The sequence below is a fragment of the Micromonospora sp. WMMD729 genome, assembly GCF_049315225.1.
GTDB lineage: Bacteria > Actinomycetota > Actinomycetes > Mycobacteriales > Micromonosporaceae > Micromonospora.
This window is the reverse complement of record NZ_CP186059.1, coordinates 5,241,605-5,266,319: the sequence shown is the minus strand read 5'-3', so window position 1 is coordinate 5,266,319 and position 24,715 is coordinate 5,241,605. Positions and strand designations below refer to the sequence as shown.

General features: G+C 72.2%; 30 protein-coding genes. 18 read left to right on the top strand and 12 right to left on the bottom strand.

Annotated elements, in window-relative coordinates:
• Positions 1–2: 2 nt before the first annotated feature.
• Complete coding sequence (locus tag ACN263_RS24090) at positions 3–278, bottom strand: hypothetical protein (RefSeq protein ID WP_422736592.1); 276 nt, start codon at positions 276–278, stop codon at positions 3–5.
• Positions 275–922, bottom strand: a complete 648-nt coding sequence (locus ACN263_RS24085) for a nucleotidyltransferase (protein ID WP_422740804.1) — start codon at positions 920–922, stop codon at positions 275–277. The genes ACN263_RS24090 and ACN263_RS24085 overlap by 4 nt, the downstream gene beginning before the upstream one ends.
• A gap of 101 nt (positions 923–1,023) precedes the next feature.
• Here ACN263_RS24085 and ACN263_RS24080 point away from each other — a divergent pair, with 101 nt between their 5' ends.
• Positions 1,024–1,758 carry a dTMP kinase gene (locus ACN263_RS24080; protein ID WP_422736591.1) on the top strand — a complete coding sequence of 245 codons (735 nt, stop codon included), beginning with the start codon at positions 1,024–1,026 and terminating at the stop codon, positions 1,756–1,758.
• Here the strand turns inward: ACN263_RS24080 and ACN263_RS24075 are convergent.
• Positions 1,743–2,435 (bottom strand): SDR family NAD(P)-dependent oxidoreductase, encoded by a 693-nt coding sequence (locus ACN263_RS24075; RefSeq protein WP_422736590.1) that lies wholly within the window; start codon positions 2,433–2,435, stop codon positions 1,743–1,745. The genes ACN263_RS24080 and ACN263_RS24075 overlap by 16 nt on opposite strands.
• 212 nt (positions 2,436–2,647) lie before the next feature.
• On the opposite strand from ACN263_RS24075, the gene ACN263_RS24070 reads away from it, so the two are divergent.
• From ACN263_RS24070 to ACN263_RS24055, 4 genes are all read left to right on the top strand, one after another.
• Complete coding sequence (locus ACN263_RS24070) at positions 2,648–3,667, top strand: NAD-dependent epimerase/dehydratase family protein (RefSeq protein WP_422736589.1); 1,020 nt, start codon at positions 2,648–2,650, stop codon at positions 3,665–3,667.
• A gap of 74 nt (positions 3,668–3,741) precedes the next feature.
• On the top strand, positions 3,742–4,656 hold the full coding sequence (locus ACN263_RS24065; protein WP_422736588.1) for a MurR/RpiR family transcriptional regulator: 915 nt from the start codon (positions 3,742–3,744) through the stop codon (positions 4,654–4,656).
• Positions 4,653–5,609: an N-acetylmuramic acid 6-phosphate etherase gene (locus ACN263_RS24060; RefSeq protein ID WP_422736587.1), complete on the top strand. Its 957-nt coding sequence runs from the start codon at positions 4,653–4,655 to the stop codon at positions 5,607–5,609. Before ACN263_RS24065 ends, ACN263_RS24060 begins: the two co-directional genes overlap by 4 nt.
• A 401-nt stretch (positions 5,610–6,010) precedes the next feature.
• Positions 6,011–7,000: a sigma-70 family RNA polymerase sigma factor gene (locus ACN263_RS24055; protein WP_355052221.1), complete on the top strand. Its 990-nt coding sequence runs from the start codon at positions 6,011–6,013 to the stop codon at positions 6,998–7,000.
• Positions 7,001–7,071: 71 nt separating this feature from the next.
• On the opposite strand, the gene ACN263_RS24050 is transcribed toward ACN263_RS24055, so the two are convergent.
• Positions 7,072–8,049: an NlpC/P60 family protein gene (locus ACN263_RS24050; RefSeq protein WP_422736586.1), complete on the bottom strand. Its 978-nt coding sequence runs from the start codon at positions 8,047–8,049 to the stop codon at positions 7,072–7,074.
• Positions 8,050–8,591: 542 nt separating this feature from the next.
• Between ACN263_RS24050 and ACN263_RS24045 the strand changes: the two genes are divergently transcribed.
• The gene (locus ACN263_RS24045; RefSeq protein WP_422736585.1) at positions 8,592–9,074 is read left to right on the top strand and encodes a DUF6232 family protein; all 483 of its coding nucleotides are present in this window, start codon (positions 8,592–8,594) and stop codon (positions 9,072–9,074) included.
• Between the two features lie 18 nt (positions 9,075–9,092).
• Here ACN263_RS24045 and ACN263_RS24040 read toward each other — a convergent pair whose 3' ends face one another.
• Positions 9,093–9,419: a DUF3817 domain-containing protein gene (locus tag ACN263_RS24040; protein ID WP_422736584.1), complete on the bottom strand. Its 327-nt coding sequence runs from the start codon at positions 9,417–9,419 to the stop codon at positions 9,093–9,095.
• 26 nt (positions 9,420–9,445) lie between these two features.
• Positions 9,446–9,868 (bottom strand): hypothetical protein, encoded by a 423-nt coding sequence (locus tag ACN263_RS24035; RefSeq protein ID WP_422736583.1) that lies wholly within the window; start codon positions 9,866–9,868, stop codon positions 9,446–9,448.
• Between the two features lie 129 nt (positions 9,869–9,997).
• Between ACN263_RS24035 and ACN263_RS24030 the strand changes: the two genes are divergently transcribed.
• The 3 genes from ACN263_RS24030 to ACN263_RS24020 are packed head-to-tail and all read left to right on the top strand — an operon-like array spanning position 9,998 to position 11,265.
• Positions 9,998–10,348 (top strand): DUF6158 family protein, encoded by a 351-nt coding sequence (locus ACN263_RS24030; RefSeq protein WP_422736582.1) that lies wholly within the window; start codon positions 9,998–10,000, stop codon positions 10,346–10,348.
• Entirely contained in the window at positions 10,348–10,674 is a 327-nt protein-coding gene (locus tag ACN263_RS24025; RefSeq protein ID WP_422736581.1) for a hypothetical protein, read from the top strand. The genes ACN263_RS24030 and ACN263_RS24025 overlap by 1 nt, the downstream gene beginning before the upstream one ends.
• Positions 10,675–10,725: 51 nt before the next feature.
• The gene (locus ACN263_RS24020) at positions 10,726–11,265 is read left to right on the top strand and encodes a DUF1360 domain-containing protein (protein WP_422736580.1); all 540 of its coding nucleotides are present in this window, start codon (positions 10,726–10,728) and stop codon (positions 11,263–11,265) included.
• A 64-nt stretch (positions 11,266–11,329) separates the two neighbouring features.
• Here the strand turns inward: ACN263_RS24020 and ACN263_RS24015 are convergent, their stop codons facing one another.
• From ACN263_RS24015 to ACN263_RS24005, 3 genes are all read right to left on the bottom strand, one after another.
• Positions 11,330–11,524, bottom strand: coding sequence for a hypothetical protein (locus ACN263_RS24015; protein ID WP_421472824.1), 195 nt, complete (start codon positions 11,522–11,524; stop codon positions 11,330–11,332).
• 50 nt (positions 11,525–11,574) lie between these two features.
• Positions 11,575–11,808: a hypothetical protein gene (locus tag ACN263_RS24010; protein WP_422740802.1), complete on the bottom strand. Its 234-nt coding sequence runs from the start codon at positions 11,806–11,808 to the stop codon at positions 11,575–11,577.
• 257 nt (positions 11,809–12,065) lie between these two features.
• Complete coding sequence (locus tag ACN263_RS24005) at positions 12,066–13,160, bottom strand: 3-deoxy-7-phosphoheptulonate synthase (protein ID WP_422736579.1); 1,095 nt, start codon at positions 13,158–13,160, stop codon at positions 12,066–12,068.
• Positions 13,161–13,433: 273 nt separating this feature from the next.
• Here ACN263_RS24005 and ACN263_RS24000 point away from each other — a divergent pair, with 273 nt between their 5' ends.
• Positions 13,434–13,652, top strand: a complete 219-nt coding sequence (locus ACN263_RS24000; protein ID WP_422736578.1) for a hypothetical protein — start codon at positions 13,434–13,436, stop codon at positions 13,650–13,652.
• Here the strand turns inward: ACN263_RS24000 and ACN263_RS23995 are convergent.
• Complete coding sequence (locus ACN263_RS23995; protein ID WP_422736577.1) at positions 13,619–14,353, bottom strand: phosphodiesterase; 735 nt, start codon at positions 14,351–14,353, stop codon at positions 13,619–13,621. The two genes, ACN263_RS24000 and ACN263_RS23995, sit on opposite strands and share 34 nt — an antisense overlap.
• 105 nt (positions 14,354–14,458) lie before the next feature.
• Between ACN263_RS23995 and ACN263_RS23990 the strand changes: the two genes are divergently transcribed.
• The 4 genes from ACN263_RS23990 to ACN263_RS23975 all read left to right on the top strand — a co-directional run bounded on the left by ACN263_RS23990 (position 14,459) and on the right by ACN263_RS23975 (position 18,877).
• Positions 14,459–15,751, top strand: a complete 1,293-nt coding sequence (locus ACN263_RS23990) for a M16 family metallopeptidase (protein WP_422736576.1) — start codon at positions 14,459–14,461, stop codon at positions 15,749–15,751.
• Complete coding sequence (locus ACN263_RS23985; RefSeq protein ID WP_422736575.1) at positions 15,748–17,091, top strand: M16 family metallopeptidase; 1,344 nt, start codon at positions 15,748–15,750, stop codon at positions 17,089–17,091. The genes ACN263_RS23990 and ACN263_RS23985 overlap by 4 nt, the downstream gene beginning before the upstream one ends.
• Positions 17,092–17,252: 161 nt before the next feature.
• Positions 17,253–18,278: an aspartate-semialdehyde dehydrogenase gene (locus ACN263_RS23980; protein WP_422736574.1), complete on the top strand. Its 1,026-nt coding sequence runs from the start codon at positions 17,253–17,255 to the stop codon at positions 18,276–18,278.
• A 158-nt stretch (positions 18,279–18,436) separates the two neighbouring features.
• Complete coding sequence (locus tag ACN263_RS23975; protein ID WP_422736573.1) at positions 18,437–18,877, top strand: PPOX class F420-dependent oxidoreductase; 441 nt, start codon at positions 18,437–18,439, stop codon at positions 18,875–18,877.
• 54 nt (positions 18,878–18,931) lie between these two features.
• On the opposite strand, the gene ACN263_RS23970 is transcribed toward ACN263_RS23975, so the two are convergent.
• Positions 18,932–19,513: a nucleotidyltransferase family protein gene (locus tag ACN263_RS23970; RefSeq protein ID WP_422736572.1), complete on the bottom strand. Its 582-nt coding sequence runs from the start codon at positions 19,511–19,513 to the stop codon at positions 18,932–18,934.
• Positions 19,514–19,701: 188 nt separating this feature from the next.
• Between ACN263_RS23970 and ACN263_RS23965 the strand changes: the two genes are divergently transcribed.
• The 4 genes from ACN263_RS23965 (at position 19,702) to ACN263_RS23950 (ending at position 23,792) form a co-directional block, all read left to right on the top strand.
• Positions 19,702–20,118 carry a CBS domain-containing protein gene (locus tag ACN263_RS23965; protein ID WP_422736571.1) on the top strand — a complete coding sequence of 139 codons (417 nt, stop codon included), beginning with the start codon at positions 19,702–19,704 and terminating at the stop codon, positions 20,116–20,118.
• Positions 20,119–20,512: 394 nt separating this feature from the next.
• A complete protein-coding gene (locus ACN263_RS23960; RefSeq protein ID WP_422736570.1) occupies positions 20,513–20,884 on the top strand; it encodes an SCP2 sterol-binding domain-containing protein in 372 nt (123 codons plus the stop codon).
• Positions 20,884–22,944, top strand: coding sequence for a glycogen debranching N-terminal domain-containing protein (locus tag ACN263_RS23955; protein ID WP_422736569.1), 2,061 nt, complete (start codon positions 20,884–20,886; stop codon positions 22,942–22,944). The genes ACN263_RS23960 and ACN263_RS23955 overlap by 1 nt, the downstream gene beginning before the upstream one ends.
• Positions 22,945–23,039: 95 nt before the next feature.
• On the top strand, positions 23,040–23,792 hold the full coding sequence (locus ACN263_RS23950) for a lysophospholipid acyltransferase family protein (protein WP_422736568.1): 753 nt from the start codon (positions 23,040–23,042) through the stop codon (positions 23,790–23,792).
• A 147-nt stretch (positions 23,793–23,939) separates the two neighbouring features.
• Here the strand turns inward: ACN263_RS23950 and ACN263_RS23945 are convergent, their stop codons facing one another.
• Positions 23,940–24,650, bottom strand: a complete 711-nt coding sequence (locus ACN263_RS23945) for a hypothetical protein (protein WP_422736567.1) — start codon at positions 24,648–24,650, stop codon at positions 23,940–23,942.
• Between the last annotated feature and the right edge of the window lie 65 nt (positions 24,651–24,715).

Genomic DNA, 24,715 nt, shown 5'->3' with positions numbered 1-24,715 from the left:
CCTCAGGGCAGTTGCTCGATCTCCGTGGGCGCCTGGACGCGGATCACCCCGATGTCGCTGGTGATCGGCACGTCCGGGAAACGCTCCGACACGAGACGCAGGATCTCCTCCCGCCGGTGCGGGCTCTCCACCTCGCCGTGCAGCACGAGGACGTCATCGCGTCGGACGACGGTGATCCCCTGTTCGGCGACGGCCGGATCCTCGGTGAGCGACCGTTGGATCTCCGCTTCGACGTACTCGTCGGGTGGCGCCGCGCCACCGGCCTGATCGTTCGTCACGGGGTCTCCCCTCCTGCCGGGGTGCCGGGCTCCGGCACCACCTCCAGCCGGTCCAGCAGCACCAGGAACGCCTCGGCGTACGGCGAGTGCTGCGTCTCCTTGCGTACCCGTTCCCAGTCGATCTGCTCCCGCAGCGACCGGGCCAGCGGCAGACCGCGGGCGAAGTCGCAGTAGTGCTGGGAGAAGCTGAGCAGCTTGTGCACCATGAGCTGGGTGGCGGACAGGACCGGCATGTGGATGGCGTCCACCGGCCGTACGACGGTGTCGGCGAACGTCTCCTCGGTCACCGGCGTCTCGATCGGCCGGTGGATCAGGTCGACCATCCGCTCCTCGTCGAAGACCTTGACGAGCCAGTCCTCCGGTGGCCGTTCGGCGCGGAAGCCGGCGGCCACCAGCGCCTCCAGCGACCGCTCCACGTCGGCCTCGCGGATCAGGAAGTCGACGTCGTGGTCGCTGGAGTGGCCGCCGTGTGCGTAGACGGCGAAGCTGCCGCCCAGGGCGAACGGGATCTCGGACTGCTTGAGCACGGCGGCGACCTTCTTCAGGGTGTGCACCAGACTCTCGTCCCCGCGCTCAGCCATCTGGATCTCCCGTCGGTCGTGTTGGTGGACAGGCGGTTGGATTCGAACCCCCGTACCCGGCATTCCGGTCGCCCACACCTGCTCTGGTCGCGGTCGGGTGCCAACAGGAACAAACGGGTACGAATGTCGCGGTAGGCGAGCGTGGGTCGGATAACCTGTCGAGGGTGGCCAGACCATCGGGTACGCGACGCCGCAAGGCCCGGTTGCGCACCGTCGCTCTGATCGGCATCGACGGCTCGGGCAAGACCACCCAGGCGCACCGGCTGGCCGACGCGCTCACCGCCGCCGGCAGTCCCGCCATCTACCGTCGCAACGCCAGCGGCCGTCGCTGGCTCGGCCGGCTCGCCCACCGGCTCGGCCTGCCGGACGCGCAACGACTCGTCGGGCGCGACGGCGTCCTCGCGGTGGAGTCCGTGCTGCGCTGGCTGGCCATCGCCGCGGCCCTGCTCAGTTGCCTGCTCACCGGGCGGACGGCCGTCATGGACCGCTACTCGGCCTGTCAGTACGCCAGCATCCGCGCCCACGGCGGGCACCGCTGGGAACGACTGGCCCGGGCCGGCTACCGGCTGTTTCCGACGCCGCAGGTGACCTTCCTGCTCGCCGTCGACCCGGCGGAGGCGTACCGGCGCATCGAGGAGCGCGGTACCGACCACGAGTCGATGGGCTGGCTGACCGCGGCGGACACCGCCTACCGGACCCTGCCCGAGTACCCGAGCTTCGTGCTCGTCGACGCCGGGCGTCCGGCCGAGGAGGTCACCGAGCAGATCCAGGCCCACCTGGCGTCCTGGCTGCCGTCGGACAGCCGACCCGACCCGGCGCAGCCGTCGACGGGGACGCCGGAGGCGCCGGGGCGGGCCGGGCCCGGCGACGTGCCGCTGCTGGTTCAGGCGCGTCCGTAGACCGGGACGGTGGCCCCACTTGTCGGTGCCGAGTCCGGCGAGGCGAGAAAGCGGATCACCGGCGCGATCTCGTCCGGGCCGACCCAGCGGGAGTGGTCGGCCTCGGGCTGCGCTGCCCGGTTCGCCGGGGTGTCGATGACGCTGGGCAGCACGGTGTTGCAGCGGACGCCGCGGGCGCGGTACTCCACCGCGACGGCGTTGGCGAAGGCCAGCACCGCCGCCTTGGCCGTGACGTAACCGGCCGCCCCGGCGAACGGGCTGACCGCCGCCCGGGCGGAGACGCACACCACCGCGCCGCCGCCGGCCGCCACCAGATGCGGCAGCGCGGCCTGCGTCACCAGGTACGTGGGGCGCAGGTTGAGGGTCAACATCCGCTCGAACTCCTCGACCGGCGTCTCGTGCACCAGGCCGCCGCTCGCGTACCCGCCGACCAGGTTCACCACCGCCCGCAGCGGCGCGGCCTGGTCGGCCGTGGCGGCCTCGACCACCCGCGCCACGTCCGCCGGCTCGGTCAGGTCCGCGCCGACCCGGACCAGCCCGTCCGCCGCCGGCTCCGACCCGGCAGGGCCACCCCGTCGCGGTACGACCACCCGCCAGCCCGCCTCGACGAACGAGGCGACCACCGCGCCGCCCAACCCGCCGCCCCCACCGGTGACCACCACACTCCGTCCCACCATGTCCCAAACGCTAACCCCACCCACCCCGCCCTGCCCCACCTCCACCCTCCCCGCAGCGCGTCGATCATGAAGTTGTTGCCCTCCGGACCGGCGTGTCGCGGCAATAACTTCATGATCGACGGGCTGGGGGTGGGGTGGGGCAGGGGGGGTGGGGTGTCTGCCCTTGGCAGAGGGGTTGGGTTTTTCGGGGTGGGGCGGCGCAGGATCGGGGGATGGCGCGGATTCTGGTTCTCGGGGGTACCCGGTTTCTTGGTCGGGCGGTGGCTCGGCTCGCCGTCGCGCGGGGGCACGAGGTGACCTGTGCGGCCCGGGGCGTGTCCGGCGCCGTACCCGAGGGCGCGCGGTTGGTGCCGGTGGACCGCGACGACCCGGCGGCGCTGGCAGCGCTGGCCCGCCGGGGTTTCGACGCGGTGGTGGACGTGACCCGCCAGGTCAGCTACGCCCGGCACGCGCTCGCCGCGCTGGCCGACCACGTCGGTCACTGGTCGTTCGTCTCGACGATCTCGGTGTACGCGGACAACGCGACCCCGGGTCAGCGAGCGGCGGACGCCCCGGTGCTGCCGCCCGCCCCGCCGGAGGTGGACGCGCCCGTCGGCCCGGAGCACCGCTGGTACGGCGAGTGCAAGGTCAGCATCGAGGGACTGGTCCGGGAGCGGATGGGCGAGGACCGCTCGTTCATCTGCCGGGCGGGCCTGCTCGTCGGGGCCGAGGATCCCAGCGACCGCTTCCCGTACTGGGTGCGACGGCTGGCGCGGGGCGGCGAGGTCCTTGCGCCGGGACAGCCGACCGACCGGGTGCAGTTCGTGGACGTCGCGGACCTGGCTGCCTGGCTGCTGCACGCCGCCGACACCCGGCTCGTGGGCACGTACGACGGCACCGGTCCGGCGATGTCCCGGGCCGACCTGCTCGCGGGCGTGGCGGCCGCACTCAACGGCCCCAACGCGCATCTGACCTGGGTCGACCAGGACTTCCTGCTGGCCCACGACGTACGCGAGTGGTCGGGGGAGCGCGCGCTGCCCCTCTGGGTACGGCTGCCGGAGTGGGCCGGCCTGATGGACCGGGACGCCGACCCGGCGCTGGAGGCCGGGCTGACGGTCCGTCCGCTGGGTGACACCGTTCGGGCGACGGCCTCCTGGATGAGCGCCCACCCGGGCGACGTACGGCAGGGTGGACTCGACCCGGCGGATGAGGCGGCGATCCTGGGTACGTGGCAGGCTGTGCGAAAGGCTTGATCCGGATCGTCGACACTTTCCCACCACATACGGTGATGGTTGACGCTCACGCTTCGTGAAAGTAAGTTTCACCCGTGGCGAAGAGTCCGAAGATTTCTGCGAGTCACGAGCCCGGTGGACTGATCGTCCACATCAGCGGCTTGCTGCCGTCGTTGTCGCCCGCCGAGCAGCGGGTCGCCCGACTGGTCGTGTCCGACCCGGCGGCCGCCGCCCGGCGGACCATCACCGACCTCGCCACCGCAGCGGAGACATCGGAAGCGACCGTCATCCGGTTCTGCCGGTCGGTCGGCATGGACGGCTACCCGCAGCTGCGCATCCGGCTCGCCGCCGAGGCCGCCCGCCGCGTCGAGCCGCCGGACGCCCGTGTCGTCGGCGGTGACATCCCGCCCGGTGCCGACCTCGCCCAGATCATCGCCACCATCGCGTTCAACGACGCGCGAGCCGTCGAGGAGACCGCCGAACAGCTCGACCCGGCCGTCTGCGAGCAGGTCGTCGAGGCGATCGCCGGCGCCGGCCGGATCGACATCTACGGGGCCGGGGCCAGTGGCTTCGTCGCCTCGGACTTCCAGCAGAAGCTGCACCGCATCGGCCGGATCGCCTTCTACTTCCCGGACGTGCACACCGCGCTGACCTCGGCCGCCCTGCTCGGTCGTGGCGACGTGGCGATCGGCATCTCGCACACCGGCACCACCTCGGACGTGATCGAGGTGCTGGAGCAGGCCCGGACGCGCGGCGCGAGCACCGTGGCGCTGACCAACTTCCCGCGCTCGCCGATCACCGAGGTCGCCGACTTCGTGCTGACCACAGCGGCCCGCGAGACGACCTACCGTTCGGGTGCCACGGCCAGCCGGTTGGCGCAGCTCACGGTCGTGGACTGCCTCTTCGTCGGGGTGGCCGCCCGCAACCGGTCCCGCGCCCGCAAGGCCCTGGAGGCGACCGCCGAGGCGGTCCAGTCGCACCGGGTGGGCGGAAGTCGGAGGCGGGCATGACGCCCGGCTCGGTGGAGCCGGACAAGGACATGGCAGCACCGCGCACCCGACCGGCGGTCCGGGTGGGCGCCCCCACCGAACGGCGTAACCCGCTCAGCACCGACCTCGACCTGATGTCGACCCGGGACGTCCTCACGGTGATCAACGAGGCCGACCGGCGGGTGCCGGCGGCGGTCGCGGCAGTGCTCGACGAGATCGCCGCCACGGTCGACCTGGCCGTCGCGGCGCTGCGTGGCGGCAACCGGGTGCACTACTTCGGGGCCGGCACCTCCGGTCGGCTGGGCGTGCTCGACGCGGCCGAGCTGGCACCGACCTTCAACTCGCCCCGGGACTGGTTCTGCGCGCACCTCGCCGGCGGCCCGGACGCCATGGTGCGCGCCGTGGAGGACGCCGAGGACGACGACCGGGGCGGTGCGCTCGAAGCGGCCGGTTGTGTGCGTGCGGGTGACCTCGTGGTCGGTCTGGCTGCCAGCGGACGCACCCCGTACGTCCTCGGGGCGCTCGCCGCGTCCCGCGCCACGGGTGCCTCGACGGTGCTGCTCTGCGCCAATCCGGAGGCGGAGGCCGCCCCGTCGGTCGACGTGTTCATCGGGGTGGACACCGGACCGGAGGTGGTCACCGGGTCGACCCGGATGAAGGCGGGCACGGCGCAGAAGTTGGTGCTGAACGCGTTCTCGACCGCCGTCATGGTGCGCCTGGGGCGGGTCTACTCGAACCTCATGATCGACATGGTTGCCACCAACGCCAAACTCCGGGGCCGAATGATCTCGATCCTGGTCGAGGCGACCGGGTGTTCCGAGGAGGTTTCCCGGCGGGCCCTCGGCGAGGCCGACGGCGACCTGAAAACGGCGCTCGTCACCCTCGTCTCCGGTGCCGGGGTGGCCGCCGCGCGGGCCGCCCTCGCCCGCTCCGCGGACCAGGTGCGCGGCGCCCTCGCCCTGCTCGCCTCCTGAGCCCGCCCCGCCCGGGAAGCGAACGGGCCTCCGGATTGTTCAACCGGCCGGAGGGTAATAACACCCTCGTGGATGAACCGACCGGTCCACCGCTGCGTATCTGGCAGTGACCAGGATCGCAGCGCGGTGGTGACCCGGGTCGCTGTGCCAGCGCGGCGGGCGGTGTTGCCTATGGTGCGGGCGATCGGTGATTCGTCGATCCACCAGCCCGTTCGAGGTGCCCAGTGGCGCGCCACCCGACGGGTGCTGACAGCAAACATGGACCGTGCTCTCAGCAACTACTCAGGCATTCGTGACACTTTCGACTCACGAAATGGAACACCCGACACGTCTCATCTGTTGTGTAGGTGTCAGCACCGGTGGGCACAGCAGAAGTTACCAGGGGCTGACCGACGTGGGGAATGGCAAGGAACCGGGCAACCGGCGCGAGCGAGGGGACCGTGGGCAACGTGGACAAGAACATCGGCATGCGTACCGACGAGGTCGCCGAGGAGCGGGACCTGGTCGGCGTCTACCTGCACGAGATCTCCCGGACGCCACTGCTGGACGCCGCCAAGGAGGTCGATCTCTCCAAGGCGATCGAGGCGGGCCTCTACGCCGAGCACCTGCTCGGCGAGGATGCCGTTCCCGACGGTGTCGACCGGGCCGACCTGGATCGGCTGGTCGCCGAGGGTGAGCGCGCGAAGGATCTCTTCATCCGCGCCAACCTGCGACTGGTCGTGTCGATCGCACGTCGCTACGTGCGCTCGGGGATGCCCATGCTGGACCTGATCCAGGAGGGCAACACCGGCCTCGTCCGGGCGGTCGAGAAGTTCGACTACGAGCGCGGCTACAAGTTCTCCACCTACGCCACCTGGTGGATCCGCCAGGCCATCAGCCGGGCGATCGCCCAGCAGGAGCGCACCGTCCGACTGCCGGTGCACCTGGTGGAGGACGTCAACCGGATGCGCAACGTGACCCGGCAGCTCACCCGTGAGCTGGGCAGCGACCCGGAGCCGGAGCAGATCGCGGCGTCGCTCGGCGTCACCGTCGAGCGGGTCAACGAACTGCGCCGCTGGTCGCAGGACACGGTCTCGCTGGACACCCCGGTCGGCGACGACGGCGACACCAACCTCGGTGACCTGGTCGCCGACAGCGACGCGCCGTCCCCGGAGGACATCGTCCTCAGCGGTCTGGAGCGGCAGCGCATCGAGGGGCTGCTCAACCACCTGGACGACCGTTCGGCCGGCATCATGCGGGCCCGCTACGGGCTGGAGGACGGCCGCGAGCACTCGCTGACCGAGGTCGCGTCCCGCTTCTCGCTGTCCCGCGAGCGGATCCGGCAGCTCGAGATCCAGGCCCTCGGCCGGCTCCGCGAGCTGGCCCGGGCGGAGGGGCTGCAGGCAGCCTGACCTGGTAGTAATGACGGCGAACGGCCGGCGTCCGATAGGGGGACGCCGGCCGTTCGCCGTATCGGGTCGGGCTAACGGACCCGGCCGTAGCCGTGGATCGACATCATGTTCATGCCGCGCTTGAGCACGTTGCGACCGGCGCTCGGCGCGTCGATCACCTGTCCGTCGCCCACGTAGAGCGCGACGTGCCCGAGGCCGCTGTAGAAGACGAGGTCACCCGGGCGCAGGTCGCCCTTACCGATGTGCGCGACCGCGCCCCACTGCATCCGCGCGCTGTGCGGCAGCGACCGTCCGGCCGCCCGCCAGGCTGCCAGGGTGAGCCCGGAGCAGTCGTACCCACCGGGCCCTTCGCCCGCCCAGACGTACGGCTTGCCGATCGCGCCGTAGGCGTACCGCACCGCCGTGCCGGCGTCCCCGGCGACGGCCGGCGCCTTGCGGGCCTCGACCTCGGCCGCTTTGGGCGCGGGTCGCTCGGTGGCCGCCCCGTACGCCTGTCGGCGCAGCTCGTACAGCTCGGCCAGGTCCTTCTCGATGCGCGTCTTGCCCGCCGCCAACTCGCGGGCCTGCGCGGCCTGCCGGGCCAGCGTGGCGTCCAGCCGCTTCTTCTCCGCGAGCAGCCGTCGCTGGTTGTCGGTGAAGCCGGAGATGCGCTCCTGGCGCTGACGGGTCAGCTGGTCCAGGGTGCCGAGCCGGTCCAGCAGGGCGGCCGATCCGCCGGGCCGGAGCAGCGCGTCGGCGGTACGCAGACCACCACTCTTGTACGCGCTGTTGGCGAGTGCGGTGACGTCCGCCCGGCTCTGCTCGGCCTGCTGTTCGAGCGGGCCGATGCGGGCCTGTAATCGGGCCACCGCGGCTTTGTTGACCTTGATGTCCTCCGTGAGCTTGTTGTACGACTCCACGACCCGCTCCAGCTCGGCCGAGGACGTCTCGATCCGGCGGGTCAGGTCTGCGGGGGACGGCTCGGCGTGCGCCGCCGCCGTCGGGGCGATCAGGGCGGCCGACAGGCCGACCAGCGCCACGGTACGCAGCAGGGTTCTCAGGGATGACAAGAGCGAGAGGCTCCTCTCCCACGGCCGCCGACGGGGCTGCTGACGCCCTCGGCGACACCGGCCGGGGTCGTCCTGGTGGACGGCACTGGGCCGGACCGGCTCGCCCAACCTAACCCGGGACGGTTGTGCTGCGCAGTTGAAGCAGGGGCGAATGTTGACCAAGTGGCAGGAAGTGCCGCTGCGGAACGACAGCGTCAACGGGGCTGCCGACACGGGGGAGAAGGCTGGACAGCGTCCGTTTACCGCAATATGACCGATATGCGACTTTCGTCGTTCCCGGCGCATGCCGCCGGTTAACAGCGCGCCATACCCGATAAAAGATGAAATGGATGCTGTTCCCCGGCCATGTCGCCCGAGGGGGTGACCGGTCGGTCCGCCGTAAATGCCCAGGTGGAGTGGCAGCGCCCCAACACAATGGAGTTCGGGGCCGGGAATCCCGTCATCGAACACTCACGCCCGTGGTGACGGACCGACTCCCACAGACCGCACCCGCGGGAGGAACCGTGAATCGTGAAGGCGCAACGACGCGACCGCAGCGAACGGTGCCCGGTGCCAGGTCCACGCTGCTCTACGCGCGACCCGGCATCATCGTCACCGTCGACCGGTTCACCGTCGGCCGCACCAGCTACCGCGTCCCCGACCTGACCCACCTGCGTACCACCCGAGGCCCGCACGACCGGATCGCCGTCCGGGCCGTCGGGATCACCGCGTCCATGATCGGCGTGGTCGGCCTGCTCCTCGGCTTCAGCGGCGGCCTGCAACGGCTGACGGCCGGGGCGTACCTCATCCTCGGCGCGGTGCTCCTGCTACCGGCCGCGCTCGCCCTCGTCGGTGACCGTTGGCGGCCACCGCCGTACGAGCTGTGGGGTTGGCACCGGGGCGCGGAGGTGCTGCTCTTCAGCGCCGACGACGAGCGGCAGTTCGGTCAGGTCACCCGGGCGCTGCTGCGGGCCCGGGAGGTCAACCGGTACGGCGGGTGGGTGGACCCGCTCGCCTCGGCCGACCCCTGGCGGCCGAACCGCTGACGGGCCTCCGCCGCCCGTTCAGCCGGCGACCGGCTCCGGCGTACGGGTGGCGGGTCGGTCCAGCCAGGCGGTGACGCGACGCTCGGCGTAGAACGAGACGAACGGCACGGTGCCGGCCAGCATCACCAGGAGCATCCGCTTCAGCGGCCAGTCGGCCCGGCGGCTCAGATCGAACGCGGCAACCAGGTAGATCATGTAGAGGAAGCCGTGCGCCGGGCCGACCGTCTCCACCACGACCGGGTTGTCGAACGCGTACTTCAGCGGCATCCCGATCACGACCAGCAGGATCAGCACCACGCCCACGATCCAGGCGATCACGCGGTACCGGGTAAGGGCTGCGCCCACGTCGTCCGTCCTTCTTCAGGCCCGGCTCAGCCGGGATAGTCACCGGGCCGGGCGCCCGGATTGGCGTTCAACCATGACAGGTAGTCGTTGTACGCGGCCAGCGCCGCGTCGTCACCGTGCGTAGCGCTGACCGGTGCCCTCCGCACCCGCACCGGTCGGCGTACCGCCGGTCGGGAATCGGCCCCCACGGCCGGGGTCGACTCGTCGGCCGGCGCGCCGGGAGGCTCGGTGGCGCCCTGCGCGGCGCGGCGGGCCAGGCGCACCTCGCGCCACCAGACGTACACCACGAAGCCGGCGAAGATCGGCCACTCGACGGCGTACCCCCAGCTGAGGTCGTTGCCGGCGGTGGCCCGGCTGATCTGCCACCAGCCCAGCCCGAGGAAGCTCCCGACCAGCACGACCATGGCCACGTGACGTGCGATCCACGCCGGGGTCCAGAGCCACCTCATGGCGTCGAGGGTACCGGGACCGGCGGCGGTCTCCGACACGGTGTCGTAGCTGGCGCGTGGACGGGAGGGTTTGGCGTCACCCGGTGTGGGCATCCGTCTAGACGCCAGCCCAAACGAGACCAGGGGGCGATGATGACCGGATCGGTACGCGAGGACGGCTTCCCGTCCAGCGGCGGTACGGAAATGAGCCCGGAGCAGAGGGTGCCCGAGTGGGGCGGCGACCACCTCGCCGACCTCGACGGGGACGCGGTCGGTGCCGACCTCGACGGCGACGCGGTCGGCGTCGACCCGACGGAGCTGACCGACGACGATCTGATCCGCGAGATGCACAGCCTGCACCGCACCCGGCTGGACACGCTGCGGCACGCGGCGGACTCCGCGCTCGCGAACCACCTGCGGCGCACCGCGGAGCTGGAGACCGAGTACCTGGCCCGGCACCCGGGCCGGGAGGTCGACCCGAGCCGTCTGCGGGACGCCTGATGGCGGCGCGAGTCGTGCGCGGCATGTCCGCGCCACCCGAGGTGGTCTTCAACACGGCCACCGACCCGGCCCGGGCATCGGCCTGGTTGCCGGCGCCGCTGCGCAACGACGGTAGCCCGCCGGCCGAGGTCAGTGGCGAGGAGCTGCGGGCCCGCTGGGGCGACGCCGACTGGGCGGCCGAGATCCGGGTGGCTCCGGCCGACTCCGGCGGTGCGCGGATCCAGCTCGACCTGAGCGACGGCTCGGGCACCGACCCGGACCAGTTGGCCGACGAGGCGTTGACCAACCTGGTCCGCGAGGTCGCCGACAACCTCCAGGCCGGGTGAGACCACCGACAGCCCGGAACGTTGGAACCACGACGACATGGAAGGAGACCGGTGACCGACACTGGCCTGCGACAGAGGGTGGCGCGGCTGCGCCGGGCGTACGCGCCGCACGAGCACCGTCCGCTCGGCGGCTACCTGGCGGCGATGGGCACCTACGCGGGCGTCACCGGAGCGCTCGCCGGCCTGGTCAAGGTGACCGGCCGGCCGGTGCCCGAGCGTCCCGCCGCCGCCGACGTGGTGCTGCTCTCCATCGCCACGCACAAGCTCAGCCGGCTGCTGTCCAAGGATGCGGTGACCAGCCCGTTGCGCGCCCCGTTCACCCGGTACGACCGGCCGATCGGCAGCGGCGAGGTGATGGAGCAGGTCCGCGACTCGGGCAGCTCCACCCGGCACGCCATCGGCGAGTTGCTGAGCTGCCCGTTCTGCCTGGCGGTCTGGGTGGCGACCGGACTGACCGGAGGACTGGTGCTCGCCCCCCGGCTGACGCGCCTGGTGGCCACCGCGCTCACCGCCGTGGCCGCGTCCGACTTCCTCCAGATGGCGTACGCCACGGCGCAACAGGCCGCCGAGGGCGGGCACGACGACGACTGAACCGACGACGGGTACGACGCGACGGGGGCCGGCGGATTCGCCGGCCCCCGCTGTCGTACCCGCGTCAACGCTGCATGCCGGACCAGCCGTGCGGCGACTCCGGCTCCCGTTCGTCCTCGTCCGCGCCCGTGATGATGTCGCGGTCCACCGCCGTGCGGTCGTGTTCGTTGGCGAAGTCCGGCTCGGGCGTGGTGTCCCTGCCCTCCGGCGGCTGGCCCAGCGCCGGGACCTTCTCCTCGTGGTCCTCGTGGTGCGTCATGGCGTGTCGTCCCTTCGCGTCGCTGGGCTCGCTGGCTGCGCTCGTTCCGCTCACCCGACGTTGCCACCCAGCAGGTCGCTGGCCTCGTCCACCGCGTACTCGCCCTCCGGCAGCGCGTCGATCCGAGCGAGCAGCTCCGGCGGAAGTTCGGTGGCGACGGCCCGGCGGTAGATCTCCGCCTGGGTGATGCGTTCCTGACCCCGGTAGAGGTCGTCGAGCAGGTCGTCGAGGGCGCGGGTGTCCGGCTCATCGGCCACGGAAGCGTCGTCGGTCACGCCGATCAGCTACCCGGGCCGGAATCGGTCAAACGTCACGTCCGCCCGGGACAGACAGCGCCGCCCCCGGCCTCGTGAGCCGGGGGCGGCGCTGGTGTCGGTGTGTATGTCGCCTCTCGGCGAGTGGCGCGACGCGGCTCCAGCCGAACGGTATTCCGCGAGGGCTATTTAGGTGAGGCCCGGGGACACTGAGCACACCGACACCTCAGTTAACCAGGCACCGCCCGCTCGTGTTCCGTGCACCGCAGTGCCGGCCATCACACCTCTCAGGCGTGCGTGGGCAGGGCGGCCCGGCGGGCGCGTACGGCGGCGGCCAACTCGGCGAGCACCTCGGCGGTGTCGTCCCAGCCGAGGCAGGCATCGGTCACCGAGCGGCCGTACACCAGCTCGCGGGTGGGGTCGAGGTCCTGCCGGCCGGGCAGGAGGAACGACTCCAGCATCACGCCGGTGATGCCGCGCTGGCCGGCGGCCAGTTGAGCGGCCACGTCGGCGGCGACCCGTGGCTGGTTGCGGTGGTCCTTGCCGCTGTTGGCGTGGCTGGCGTCGATCACCAGGCGCTCGGGCAGTCCGGCGGCGCGGAGCAGGTCGAGCGCCCCGGCCACCGACGCCGCGTCGTAGTTGGGCCGACCGCCGCCGCCGCGCAGCACCAGGTGACCGTCGGTGTTGCCCCGGGTGTGCATGATCGCCGGGGTGCCCGAGAAGTCGATGCCGGGGAAGACGTGCGGCACTCCGGCGGCGCGGATCGCGTCCACGGCCGTGCCGATGCTGCCGTCGGGGCGGTTCTTCATGCCGATCGGCATGGACAGGCCGGAGGCGAGCTGCCGGTGCACCTGGCTCTCCACGGTCCGGGCGCCGATCGCGCCCCAGCCCACCGTGTCGGCGATGTACTGCGGGGTGATCGGGTCGAGGAACTCGCAGCCCACCGGCAGGCCGAGGCGCAGGACGTCGAGCAGCAGCGCCCGGGCCCGGCGCAGGCCGGTGTTGACGTCGCCGCTGCCGTCCAGCCCGGGGTCGTTGATCAGGCCCTTCCAACCGACCGTCGAGCGGGGCTTCTCGAAGTAGACCCGCATGACGATGAGCAGGTCGTCGGCCAGCCGGTCGGCGGCGGCGCGCAGCCGCTCGGCGTACTCCAGCGCGGCCGCCGGGTCGTGCACCGAGCACGGGCCGACGACCACCAGCAGGCGGTCGTCCTCGCGGTCGAGCACGCGACTCACCGCGCGGCGGTCGGTCAACACGGCCGCGGCGAGTGGGGCGTCCAGGGGCAACTCGTGGTGCAGCAGGGCGGGTGTGGTCAGCGGCACGACGCGGTCGATCCGCTGGTCGCTGACCCGATCGGTCTCCGGGGTCGTCACGGTGGGCATCCTTTCGCCGACCGTGCCCGGGGCCGGTGCCCGGGACGAGCCGGCTGCTCGTACGCAGAGAGGCGGGAACGACAGTTCCTGCCCGGCCGGCTCGGTCCGTGGTGACGTCAGATCATGGTGAAGTCACCGGCGTGCGAGCCGGCTGCCTAAACCATGGATACGTCCTCATCACCCGGCCAGCCTACCCGACCGAACCGGGCTCGCCGGTCCCTCGTCCCAGGATGCGGAGTGAACACCGCGTGCGAATGCCGGGCCCGGGGTAACAGGGGTGCCATGACTGACGAGCAGAGCGATCAGGAGCGGGCGGAGTCCCGCGCCCACCACCTCCTTCCCGAGGAGGCCGCGGTGGGCAGCGACGATCCGCAGGCGCAGGCCGAGGCCATCCTCGCCGAATCGGACCTGCGCGAGGCGGACCAGAACGCGGCCCCGGACACGGTGCTGGAACGGCGTACCTCCGATCAGACGGTGGCCGCCGTCGAACCGCCGGACTGAGTCGACGCCCCGCGGGCCCGACGTGACCCCCGGTAGGTCTGCTCGCGCAGCCAGGCGAGCGGACCTGCCGCCCACAGCCCGGCCGGCAGGTTGCGCACCGGGTCGAACGCCAGCGCGGCGTCCTGGCGGGCGTCCAGCGGGGCGCCGATGCCGACCTGACCGACCGGCCGCCACGGCCCCACGGCGGACGCGACCGCGAGCACCAGCCGCGGCGCGTCCGCCCGGGCCACGGCCGTGACGGCGGACAGGGTGCGACCGAGGTCGACCGCCTCCGGGTCGGCCAGCGCGGCCAACCAGAGCCGGCGGCGGCCGGTCCGGTAGCCCATGATCGTGCTGTACGTCCCGGAGAAGTCGCGGCGGGGCAGCGGCAGGTTCCGCAGCACCGGAGCGGCGCCGCTGGAACTCACCAGCAGGTCGAACGGAGGCCCCGCCTCGACGTGCACGCGCAGCGCCAGGCCCAGCACGTCCGGCCAGCCGCCTGGCGTGGGCGTCCCCCGGGACAGGCGGACCGTGCCCGCGTACACACCGGGGTTGTCCAGCAGGCCGACCCCGACGGGCGGTCCGGGCGTACCCCAGATCGTCACCTGGGCGGCGAACGACGCGCCCGCCGGATGCAGCAACCGGCCGCGGCGCAGGCGGCCGAGCGCGGCGCTCGCGCGTTCGACGGCGCGGGCGGCCGGTCCGGCGGTTGGTGGGGTCATACCCCTGCGGTACCCCGAGCGGCGGACTCGATGCGGGCGGGTGGGTCGGCTCGCCGACGCACCGCACGTCACCTTTCCGCCCGCGAGATCGGATAGCGTCGTGCCATGCCCGACAGTGGTTACCCCTGGCCCATCGAGACGTCCCGACTGGACAACGGCCTGCGTGTGGTGGTGAGCGAGGATCGGACCGCGCCCGCGGTGGCCGTGAACCTCTGGTACGACGTCGGATCCCGGCACGAGCCGGCCGGGCAGACCGGCTTCGCCCACCTCTTCGAACACCTCATGTTCGAGGGCTCGGTGAACGTGGCGAAGACCGAACACATGAAGCTGATCCAGGGCTCCGGCGGCTCGCTCAACGCCACCACGAACCCGGACCGGACGAACTACTTCGAGACGGTCCCGGCCGAGCACCTGGAGTTGGCGCTCTGGCTGGAGGCCGACCGGATGGGTGGCCTGGTCCCGGCGCTCACCCAGGAGACGCTGGACAACCAGCGCGAGGTGGTCAAGAACGAGCGCCGGCAGCGCTACGAGAACGTTCCGTACGGGGATGCCTGGCTGCGGCTGCTGCCGCTGCTCTATCCGCCGGGGCACCCGTACCACCACTCGACGATCGGCTCGATGGAAGACCTGAACGCCGCCGACCTCGCGACGTTCCAGGCGTTCCACGAGAAGTACTACGCGCCCAACAACGCGGTGCTGACCGTCGTCGGCGACGCCCCCGCCACCGAGGTGTTCGCGCTGGCCGAGAAGTACTTCGGCGCGCTGCCCGCCCGGGACGACATCCCGGCCGCCCCGGACGGGCGGAACGTGCCGGCCACCGGGCAGCCCGCCGTGGAGACGGTGACCGCCGACGTGCCCGCGCCGCGCGTCTACGTCGCGCACCGCGGTCACCCGTTCGGCACCCCCGGGTACGACGTGCTCACCGTGCTCGCGACCGTCCTCGGCAGCGGTCGTGGCAGCCGGCTCTACCAGCGCCTCGCCGACGGTGAGCGGATCGCCCAACCCGACCTCGTCGGTGCGTACGGGGTGGACCTCGCGCACGCGCCCGCGCCACTGATCGCCACCGCCACGGCCCGGCCCGGGGTGAGCGCCGAACGGCTGGCCGAAGGGCTCGCCGAGGTCGTCGACGAGTTGGCCACCGTGCCGGTCACCGCCGCCGAACTGGACCGCGCCAAGGCGCTGCTGAGCACCGCGTGGTGGCGGCAGATGTCGACGGTGGACGGCCGCGCGGACACGCTCGGCCGGTACGCCACCCAGTTCGGTGACCCGACGCGGGCCGCCGACCGGCTGCCCGCCTGGCTCGCCGTGACCGCCGAGCAGATCGCCGAGACGGCCGCCGAGGTGCTCGGCGCCGCCGACCGGGTGACCCTGACCTACGTGCCCGAGGAGACCGCATGACGCTGATCACCGCCCGTCCCGGCCCGGGTGCCGCTCGCCCGTACCGGTTTCCGCCGGTGGTCCGCCGTGCGGTGGGCGGTGGCCAGGTGGTCGCCGCGCACCTGCCCGGGCAGAACCTCGCCGTCGCGCTGCTGCTGCTCGACGCCGGCGCCGGCCGGGAGTTGACCGGCAAGGAAGGGCTGGGCGGCGTCCTCGCCAAGGCCATGGAGGAGGGCACCGCGCAGCGGGACGGGACCGCGTACGCGCTGGCCATCGAGGCGCTCGGCACCGAACTGGTGACCGGGCTGGACTGGGACTCGTTCCAGGTCAGCGTCCAGGTCCCGGTGGACCGGCTGACCGCCGCCGTGGAACTGCTCGCCGAGGCCGTCCGGACGCCCCGGCTCGACCCGGCGGACGTGCGTCGGGTCCGCGACGACGAGGCGAACGCGCTGCGGATGGACTGGGCCAACCCCGGTCCGCGCGCCGACGCCGCGCTGCGCGCCGACCTGTTCGGCGCCGACACTCGGTGGGGTCGACCGATGTACGGCGACCCGGACTCGGTGGCCGCCCTGGACGTGGAGGACATCACCGTCTTCCACTCCGAGTGGTTCCTGCGGCCGGGCACCCTCGTCGTCGCCGGTGACCTGGACCGGATCGACCTGGACGCGCTGGCGGCGGCGGCGTTCGCCGGCACCGGCGGCGGCCCGGCCGAGCAGGGCGGCCCGATCGAGGTGCCGCTGCGCGCCGGCCGGCGGATCATCCTGGTGGACCGGCCGGGCTCGGTGCAGTCCACGCTGCGGCTGGGTCACCCGTCGCCGCACCGGGGGCACCCCGACCACGTACCGATGACCCTGGCCGGCACGGTCCTGGGCGGCGCGTTCACCTCCCGCCTCAACCACCTGATCCGCGAGGTGCGCGGCTACACGTACGGCATCCGGGGCGAATTCGCCTCGTCCCGCCGGTTCGGCCGGTTCGCGGTCAGCTCCGGCGTGCAGACCGCGGTCACCACGCCGGCCCTGGTCGAGGCGGTGGGCGAGATCGCCCGTACGCAGGCCGAGGGCGTGACCGAGGACGAGCTGGCGGTGGCCCGCTCGTGGCGGGCCGGGCAGCTCTCGGTCGAGTTGCAGAGCCCGCGGGCGATCGCGTCCGCCCTGACCACGCTCGTCGTGCACGACCTGCCGGACGACTACCACGCCCGGCTGCGCGAGGAACTGCTCAACGCCGACGTGGACCAGATCTCCGCCGCGGCGGCCACCCACCTGCACCCCGACGCGATGACCCTGGTCGTCGAGGGCGACGCGGCGGTGATCCGCGAAGACCTCGAGTCGGCAAACCTGGGAGACCTGCACCTGCTCCCCTGACCCGGGTTTGGACGCGTTGATCAAGAGGTTCGCGTCAGATCCCACGCGCTTCGTGACACGAGCCTCTTGATCAACGTTCCGGGCCGGCCCGATGTGAGGTGGGACCCGGGGGGTGGGAAAGGGGTCCCGGTTTCCGGGGTGGGGTGGGTAGCCTCCGGGGCATGAGGATCGGCATTGTGGGGGCCACCGGCCAGGTCGGTGGCGTGATGCGGCAGGTGCTGGCGGAGCGGGAGTTCCCGGCGGAGCAGGTGCGGTTGTTCGCCTCGGCGCGGTCCGCCGGGCGTACGCTGCCGTGGCGCGACGAAGAGGTGACCGTCGAGGACGCCGCGACGGCGGACTACTCCGGGCTGGACATCGTGCTCTTCTCGGCCGGTAAGGGCACGGCCAGGGAGCTCGCTCCGCGGGTCGCCGAGGCCGGCGCCGTGGTGATCGACAACTCGTCGGCGTTCCGGATGGACCCGCTGGTGCCGCTGGTCGTTGCCGAGGTCAACCCACACGCCGCCACCGACCGGCCGAAGGGCATCATCGCCAACCCCAACTGCACCACCATGGCCGCGATGCCGGTGCTGCGCCCGCTGCACGCCGAGGCCGGCCTGATCGGCCTGGTCGTCTCGACGTACCAGGCGGTCTCCGGCGCCGGGCTGGCCGGCGTCGCCGAGCTCGACGAGCAGGTCCGCAAGGTCGCCGAGCACGCCGCCGGGCTCGCCTTCGACGGTTCGGCCGTGGAGTTCCCCGCGCCCCGCTCGTTCGCCGAGCCGATCGCCTTCAACGTGCTCCCGCTGGCCGGCTCGATCGTCGACGACGGCTCGTTCGAGACCGACGAGGAGCAGAAGCTCCGCAACGAGAGCCGCAAGATCCTGGAGATCCCCGACCTCAAGGTCTCCGGCACCTGCGTCCGGGTGCCGGTCTTCACCGGCCACTCGCTCCAGATCAACGCCCGCTTCGCGCGGCCGATCACGCCGCAGCGGGCTCACGAGCTGCTGGCCGACGCGCCCGGTGTCGCGCTGACCGCCGTGCCGACGCCGTTGCAGGCCGCCGGGCAGGACCCGACCTACGTGGGCCGCATCCGCGCCGACGAGACCGTCGAGTACGGGCTGGCGCTGTTCTGCTCCAACGACAACCTGCGCAAGGGCGCGGCGCTCAACGCCGTACAGCTCGCCGAGTTGGTGGCCGCCGGACGGCGCTGAGGACCACCGTCTGCTGCGGGCCCGGCCGGTCACGGTCCGGGCCCGCGGTCCGTGGTGGGCACCGGCACGTCGGGAGCGGACGCGTGCCGGTCATGTTTGGATGGAACGAAGCCGACCGTGCCACTTGACGAAGCCGACCGTGCCACCTGGAGGAAGCCGTGCCGGAGGACCCCAACCAGCAGGCGTTGACCGACCTGATCGCCGGTCGTTCGATGGGCGTGCTCGCCACCATCAAACGCGACGGACGACCGCAGATGTCCACCGTGGTCTACTCGTTCGATCCCGCGGCCGGCCTGATCCGGGTATCCGTCACCGAGAGCCGGGCCAAGACCGCCAACCTCCGTCGGGACCCGCGCGCCAGCTTCCACGTCAGCAGCGAGGACGGCTGGGCGTACGCGGTCGTCGAGGGGCGGGCCGAGTTGACCGCTCCGGCGGCCGACGTCGACGACGACACGGTCGAGGAGTTGGTCGGGCTCTACCGGTCCTTGCGCGGCGAGCACCCCGACTGGGCCGAATACCGCAGCGCCATGGTCGCCGAGCAGCGGCTGGTGTTGCGCCTGCACGTCGAGCGGATCTACGGAATCCCGCCCCGCTCCTGACGGCTCGCGGCGTCCCCCACTCTCTTTCCGGTGCGCCGCGGTTCCGGCCGCCGGTCACCCCGGCGCGATCACGGTCACCCCGGGCCAGCGTTGCGCGGGCCGGTGGCGGGCCAGCCGCTGCCGGGACAGCGCGACGTCCACCCGGCTCGGGTTGTGCCGCCACACCCCGCCCAGCAGGTCCGCAAGGCCGTACGGTGCGCAGATCTCCAGCTCACCGTCCGCTGGTAGGCGCACGGCCACGGCCGTGGCGTACTCCGGCCAGGTGGCCACCGCCTCGGCGACGCTGCGGTACGGGGCGATCGGGTCGCCACCGAACTTCGCGGCGTACCAGGTGTGTACCGCCGCCTGGTCGCGTGCCTGCCACCGTAGGGCCGGCCAGGCGGCGGCCAGGCGATCGGTGGCCCGCTGGTCGTCCTCGCGGGACAACCGCGCCGGGTCGAAGAAGACCACGTCCACGTCGCGGACCGTGCTCGGGTCGAAGCCGTCGCCGTACCGCTCGCCCCAGACCAGGTCGCGCAGGGCACCCGCGCCGATCCAGGCGTCGGGCAGGCCGGAGTCGCGGACCACCGTCAGCGCCCGGGTCAGCCAGGCGTTGCCGGCGACCAACTCCCGCAGGTCACGCTCGCCCGTCAGCACCCCATCCACGGTAGGCGGCGTCGCCGGAGCACGCTGCCCCCTGTGTTCGTCACCGAACCGCTGTTCGCGATGGCGATCTTCCTGCTGCGCCGCCTGCGCCGGCCGGACGGATAGCCGTCGAACCGACCGCGTTACCCCCTGCGAGGCGGCGGGTAGACGAGCCGTGCCGACACCGAGAGGGGAGCACCATGACAACGGTCGGAGAGTTCATGACGACCCGGTTGGTGACGATGGACGGCAACGACACGCTCATCGCAGCCGCGCAGGAGATGCGCGACAGCGCCATTGGTGACGTGGTGGTGACCGATGGCGACAGTGTCGTCGGTATCGTCACGGACCGGGACATCACGGTCCGGGGTGTCGCGGAGAACATGGACCCGGGCTCGACCCGGCTGAACCAGATCACCAGCCGCGATGTGATCACCGTGAGCCAGTACGACGACGCGGTGTCCGCCGCGGACCTGATGCGCACCTACGCCGTACGCCGACTGCCGGTGGTGGACGAGGGCCGCCTGATCGGCCTGGTCTCGATGGGCGACCTCGCGGTCGAGCGTGAGCCGCAGTCGGTGCTGGCCGACATCAGCGCCGACGACCCGAACAACTGACGCAGCAAACGCACGAAGCGCCGGCCCTTCCCGTCCAGGAAGGGCCGGCGCCCCCGTCCCTGCCCCCCACCCCCGCCCCCTGCCTGACCCCGCCCGACCTCGCTCGCCCCCGGTGATCAAGAGATTGGCGTCACGACACGCCGGAAGCGGTGACGCCAACCTCTTGATCACCGGGGCGGAGCGGCGGGGGCGGAGCGGCCGGGGCAGAGCGGCGGGGGCGGAGCGGCGGGGGCAGAGCGGCGGGGGCGGAGGGGCGGGGGCGGGGCTGGTCACCCTAATTGGGCGAGGTTGGGGTTGTGGGGTGCGGGGACTTGTGCGGGGACGTGGGACGCCGGCCGTGAAGGCTGCCGCGTGGGTTGCGGCGGTCCGGCCGACTGGGGGAGGAGTGGACCCGATGGTGGACGCGACCACGAGGTTCTTCGAGGACCTGGACCGGCGGGGGTACGAGCCCCTGCTGGCGAAAACTTCCGGGACACTGCGGATCGACCTGCACGAGGGGGCGCAGACCCGGCACTGGCTGCTGAAGATCGACCATGGGCGGCTCGACGTGAGCCAGGAGGACCGGGAGGCCGACACGGTGATCGGCGCCGACCCGATGCTGTTCGACGAGATAGCGGCCGGTCGCGAGCACGGCCTGGCCGCCGTGTTGCGCGGGGACATGACGGTGTCGGGGGACGCCCGGCTGTTGGTGCAGGTGGAGCGGATCCTCCCCGGGTCGCCGGACGCCCGTGGGCCGCGTCGCCGCTTCGCAGGGGAGGTGCGGTGATGGGTCAGAGCAACACGATCCGGATCCTGGACGGCAGCACGTTCGTCGTCTGTGAGGACACCGGCGACATCGAGGCGACGCCGAGCGAACCGACCGGACTCTTCTCACTCGACACCCGGTTCCTGTCCACCTGGGTGCTGAGCGTCAACGGCGAACGCCTCAACTCACTGTCGTACGACGATCTGCAGTACTTCGAGTCCCGGTTCTTCCTGGTGCCGGGGATGGCCACGCACTACGTGGACGCGAAGTTGTCGATCATCCGCGAGCGGGCGGTCGGCGGCAGCTTCCGGGAACAGCTCACCATTCTCAACCACGACGAGAAGGCTGTCGACCTGGAGATCCGGATGGACGCGGCGTCCGACTTCGCCGACCTGTTCCAGGTCAAGGACGAGATCCTGAACAAGAAGGGCGAGACCTACACCGAGGTCGAGGCGGACAGGCTGCGCCTGGGCTACCGCCGGGGCAACTTCCGGCGCGAGACGATCATCTTGTCGTCGGTGCCGGCCCGCTACGACAACCGGGGTTTCGCGTACACCATCCACCTCGAACCGAACGAGCAGTGGGACGCGACGATCGACGTGCAGACGCGCGCGGTCGGACCGGGGGACCGGGACCTGCGGATGGGCGTGCGCGTGCACGGTGGCGAGCGGCTGGCCCTGCAACACGACCTGGAGCAGTGGATCGCCGACGCGCCGAAGGTCAACAGCGAGCACGGTCGGGTCGCCGCCACGTACCGCCGCAGTCTGATCGACCTGGCGGCGCTGCGCTTCTCGCCGCTGTCGCTCGGGGGCGCGACCCTGCCCGCGGCCGGTCTGCCCTGGTTCATGACCATGTTCGGTCGGGACAGCATCCTCACCTGCCTCCAGACGCTGCCGTTCACGCCGCAGCTGTCGAAGACGACGCTGCGCATCCTGGCGTCCCTGCAGGGCAGCCGGTTCGACGACTTCCGGGACGAGGATCCGGGGCGGATCCTGCACGAGATGCGCTATGGCGAGACCGCCGCCTTCGAGGAGCAGCCGCACTCGCCGTACTACGGATCGGTGGACGCCACCCCGTTGTTCCTCGTGCTGCTCGACGAGTACGAGCGGTGGAGCGGGGACGTCGCGCTGGTCAAGGAGTTGGAGCAGGAGTCCCGGGCCGCGCTCAAGTGGATCGACAGCTACGCCGACCTGATCGGCAACGGCTACATCTGGTACGAGCGCCGCAACACCGAGACCGGCCTGGAGAACCAGTGCTGGAAGGACTCCTGGGACTCGATCTCCTACTCCGACGGCACCCTGCCGCCGTTCCCGCGGGCCACCTGCGAGGTGCAGGGGTACGCGTACGACGCGAAGGTTCGCGCGGCGCGGATGGCCCGCCTGTTCTGGGACGACCCGGAGTTCGCGGACCAGTTGGAGCGGGAGGCGGCGGAGCTGAAGGAGCGGTTCAACCGGGACTGGTGGGTGGCCGACGGCGAGTACTACGCGTTGGCCCTGGACCCGGACGGTCGCCAGTGCGACATCCTCAGCTCCAACATCGGCCACCTGCTGTGGAGCGGGATCGTCGACCCGGCGCGGGCCGAGAAGCTCGCGGCGCACCTGGTCGGACCGCGACTGTTCTCCGGCTGGGGGGTGCGCACGCTCGCCGAGGGGGAGGCCCGGTACAACCCCATCGGCTACCACAACGGCACGATCTGGCCGTTCGACAACTCGTTCATCGCCTGGGGCCTGCGGCGGTACGGCTTCGCCGAGGAGGCCGCCACCATCGCCAACGGCATGCTCGACGCGGCCACCTACTTCGACGGCCGGCTACCGGAGGCGTTCGGCGGCTATCCGCGGGAGCTGACCAAGTTCCCGGTCGAGTACCCGACGGCGTGCAGCCCGCAGGCCTGGTCGACAGGTACGCCGCTGCTGCTGCTGCGTACCATGCTCGGTCTCGAACCGCACGACGGGCACCTGGCGGTCGAACCGCGTCTGCCGGTCGGGATGGGCCGGATCGAGGTCCTGGACATTCCGGGTCGTTGGGGGCGGGTGGACGCCTTCGCCCGGGGACGGCTCGACCTGCACAGTCTCGCCGACTGAGCCGCGCGCGAGGCACATCGGCGGCGGCGCGGCATCCGCGTCGCCGCCGGGCCGCCACCCAGGCGATCCCCAGCCGGACACGGTAGATTCTGCGGATGCCGGAGCTCGTGTACCCGCCCGTTATCGCCGCTGCCAAGACGCTGTTCCGGGTCCTCGACCTGAAGATCACCATCGAGGGTGCCCACCACGTACCCCGCACGGGCGGGGCGGTGCTGGCCAGCAACCACGTCAGCTACCTCGACTTCATCTTCGCGGGCCTGGGCGCGAACCCCTCGGGTCGGCTCGTCCGCTTCATGGCCAAGCAGTCGGTGTTCGCACACCGGATCTCCGGCCCGCTGATGCGCGGCATGCGCCACATCCCGGTGGACCGGCAGGCCGGCGCGGCCTCGTTCCGGGCGGCCGTCGACGCGCTCAAGCGCGGCGAGGTGGTGGGCGTCTTCCCGGAGGCCACCATCAGCCGGTCGTTCACGGTCAAGGAACTCAAGAGCGGTACCGTCCGGATGGCCCGTTCGGCGAAGGTGCCGGTGCTGCCGGTCGCGCTGTGGGGCACCCAGCGGCTCTGGACCAAGGGCCGGTCCCGCACGCTCACCCGCCGGCACACGCCCATCACGATCCTCATCGGCGAGCCGATCCTGCCGGCGGACTTCCCGGACCCGAACGTGCTGGCCGCCGAGCTGACGACCCGCCTGAGCGCGCTCGTGGATCGGGCTCAGCGCGAGTACCCGGATGCGCCGGCCGGTCCGGAGGACACCTGGTGGCTGCCGGCTCACCTCGGCGGGAGCGCGCCGACGCCCGAGGAGGCCGCCGCGCTGGACGCCGACGGCGAGGAACGCGCCGCCAGCGTCTGACGACGCCCGGCCGCCGCCCGGATCTGCCGCCGGCCGCCGCCCGGATCTGCCGCCGGCCGCCGCCTGGATCTGCTGCCGGCCGCGCGCAGGCTGTCGGCGACGCCGGGGTACGCCACCAACGACACCCGGGTACGGCCGGACTCCGCGTCAGTGACGTCCGGACGTGCCGTCGGCGAAGCCGTCCCAGGAGCTGGGCTCCGGTCCCGACCGGTAGTAGTCGTCGCGGGAGCGGAACTCCACCGGCAGCGAGCCGGGGAGGGTGATCCGGGGTTCCCCGGCGAGCAGCGCGGGGCCGGCCCGCAGCAGCAGCACGTCGCGCTCCTGCGCGGAGAGGTCCACCAGTTGCGGGCGGGTGAGCCGGAACGTGGCCACCGCCCGGCGGACCTGCCGGGCCAGCGCGACAACCTCGCCCGGTGACCCGCCCAGGCTCAGCGCCGGCTGCTGGATGGTCCGCAACGCGTCGCAGACGATCATCAGCTGCGCCGGGTCCGTGGGCGGAAGCTCCAGCCGGGACGGCCACTGCCAGCGGATCTGGCCGGTCATCAACCCGGTCAGCCGCCCGGTGGGCCGGGGCCGGGGCGCGTCGTCGGCGACCAGCGAGAGCTGTGAGCCGGTGCCCACCCAGCAGATCCGCTGGTCGGTGACGGTCACCGTGACGGGGCCGGGGAGCTGCCAGGCGCGCCGTGTCTCCGTCGGCCCGAGCAGGTAGCCGGCCACGAGCAGCCGGTGCCGCCCGAGCACCTTCTCGCCCGGCAGCGGGCGCATGTCGTACCGCCGGTCGAGGGCGGGGCCGGCGTCGTCGTCCGGCGCGTCGAACCGGTGCGGGCCGATGAAGAAGGGGGACGCGTCGGCATGCATCGTCACGACCTCCCGGTGAACTGGCTGTGCGTTGAGCTTCGCCGATCCGTCGGCCACTGTCATGA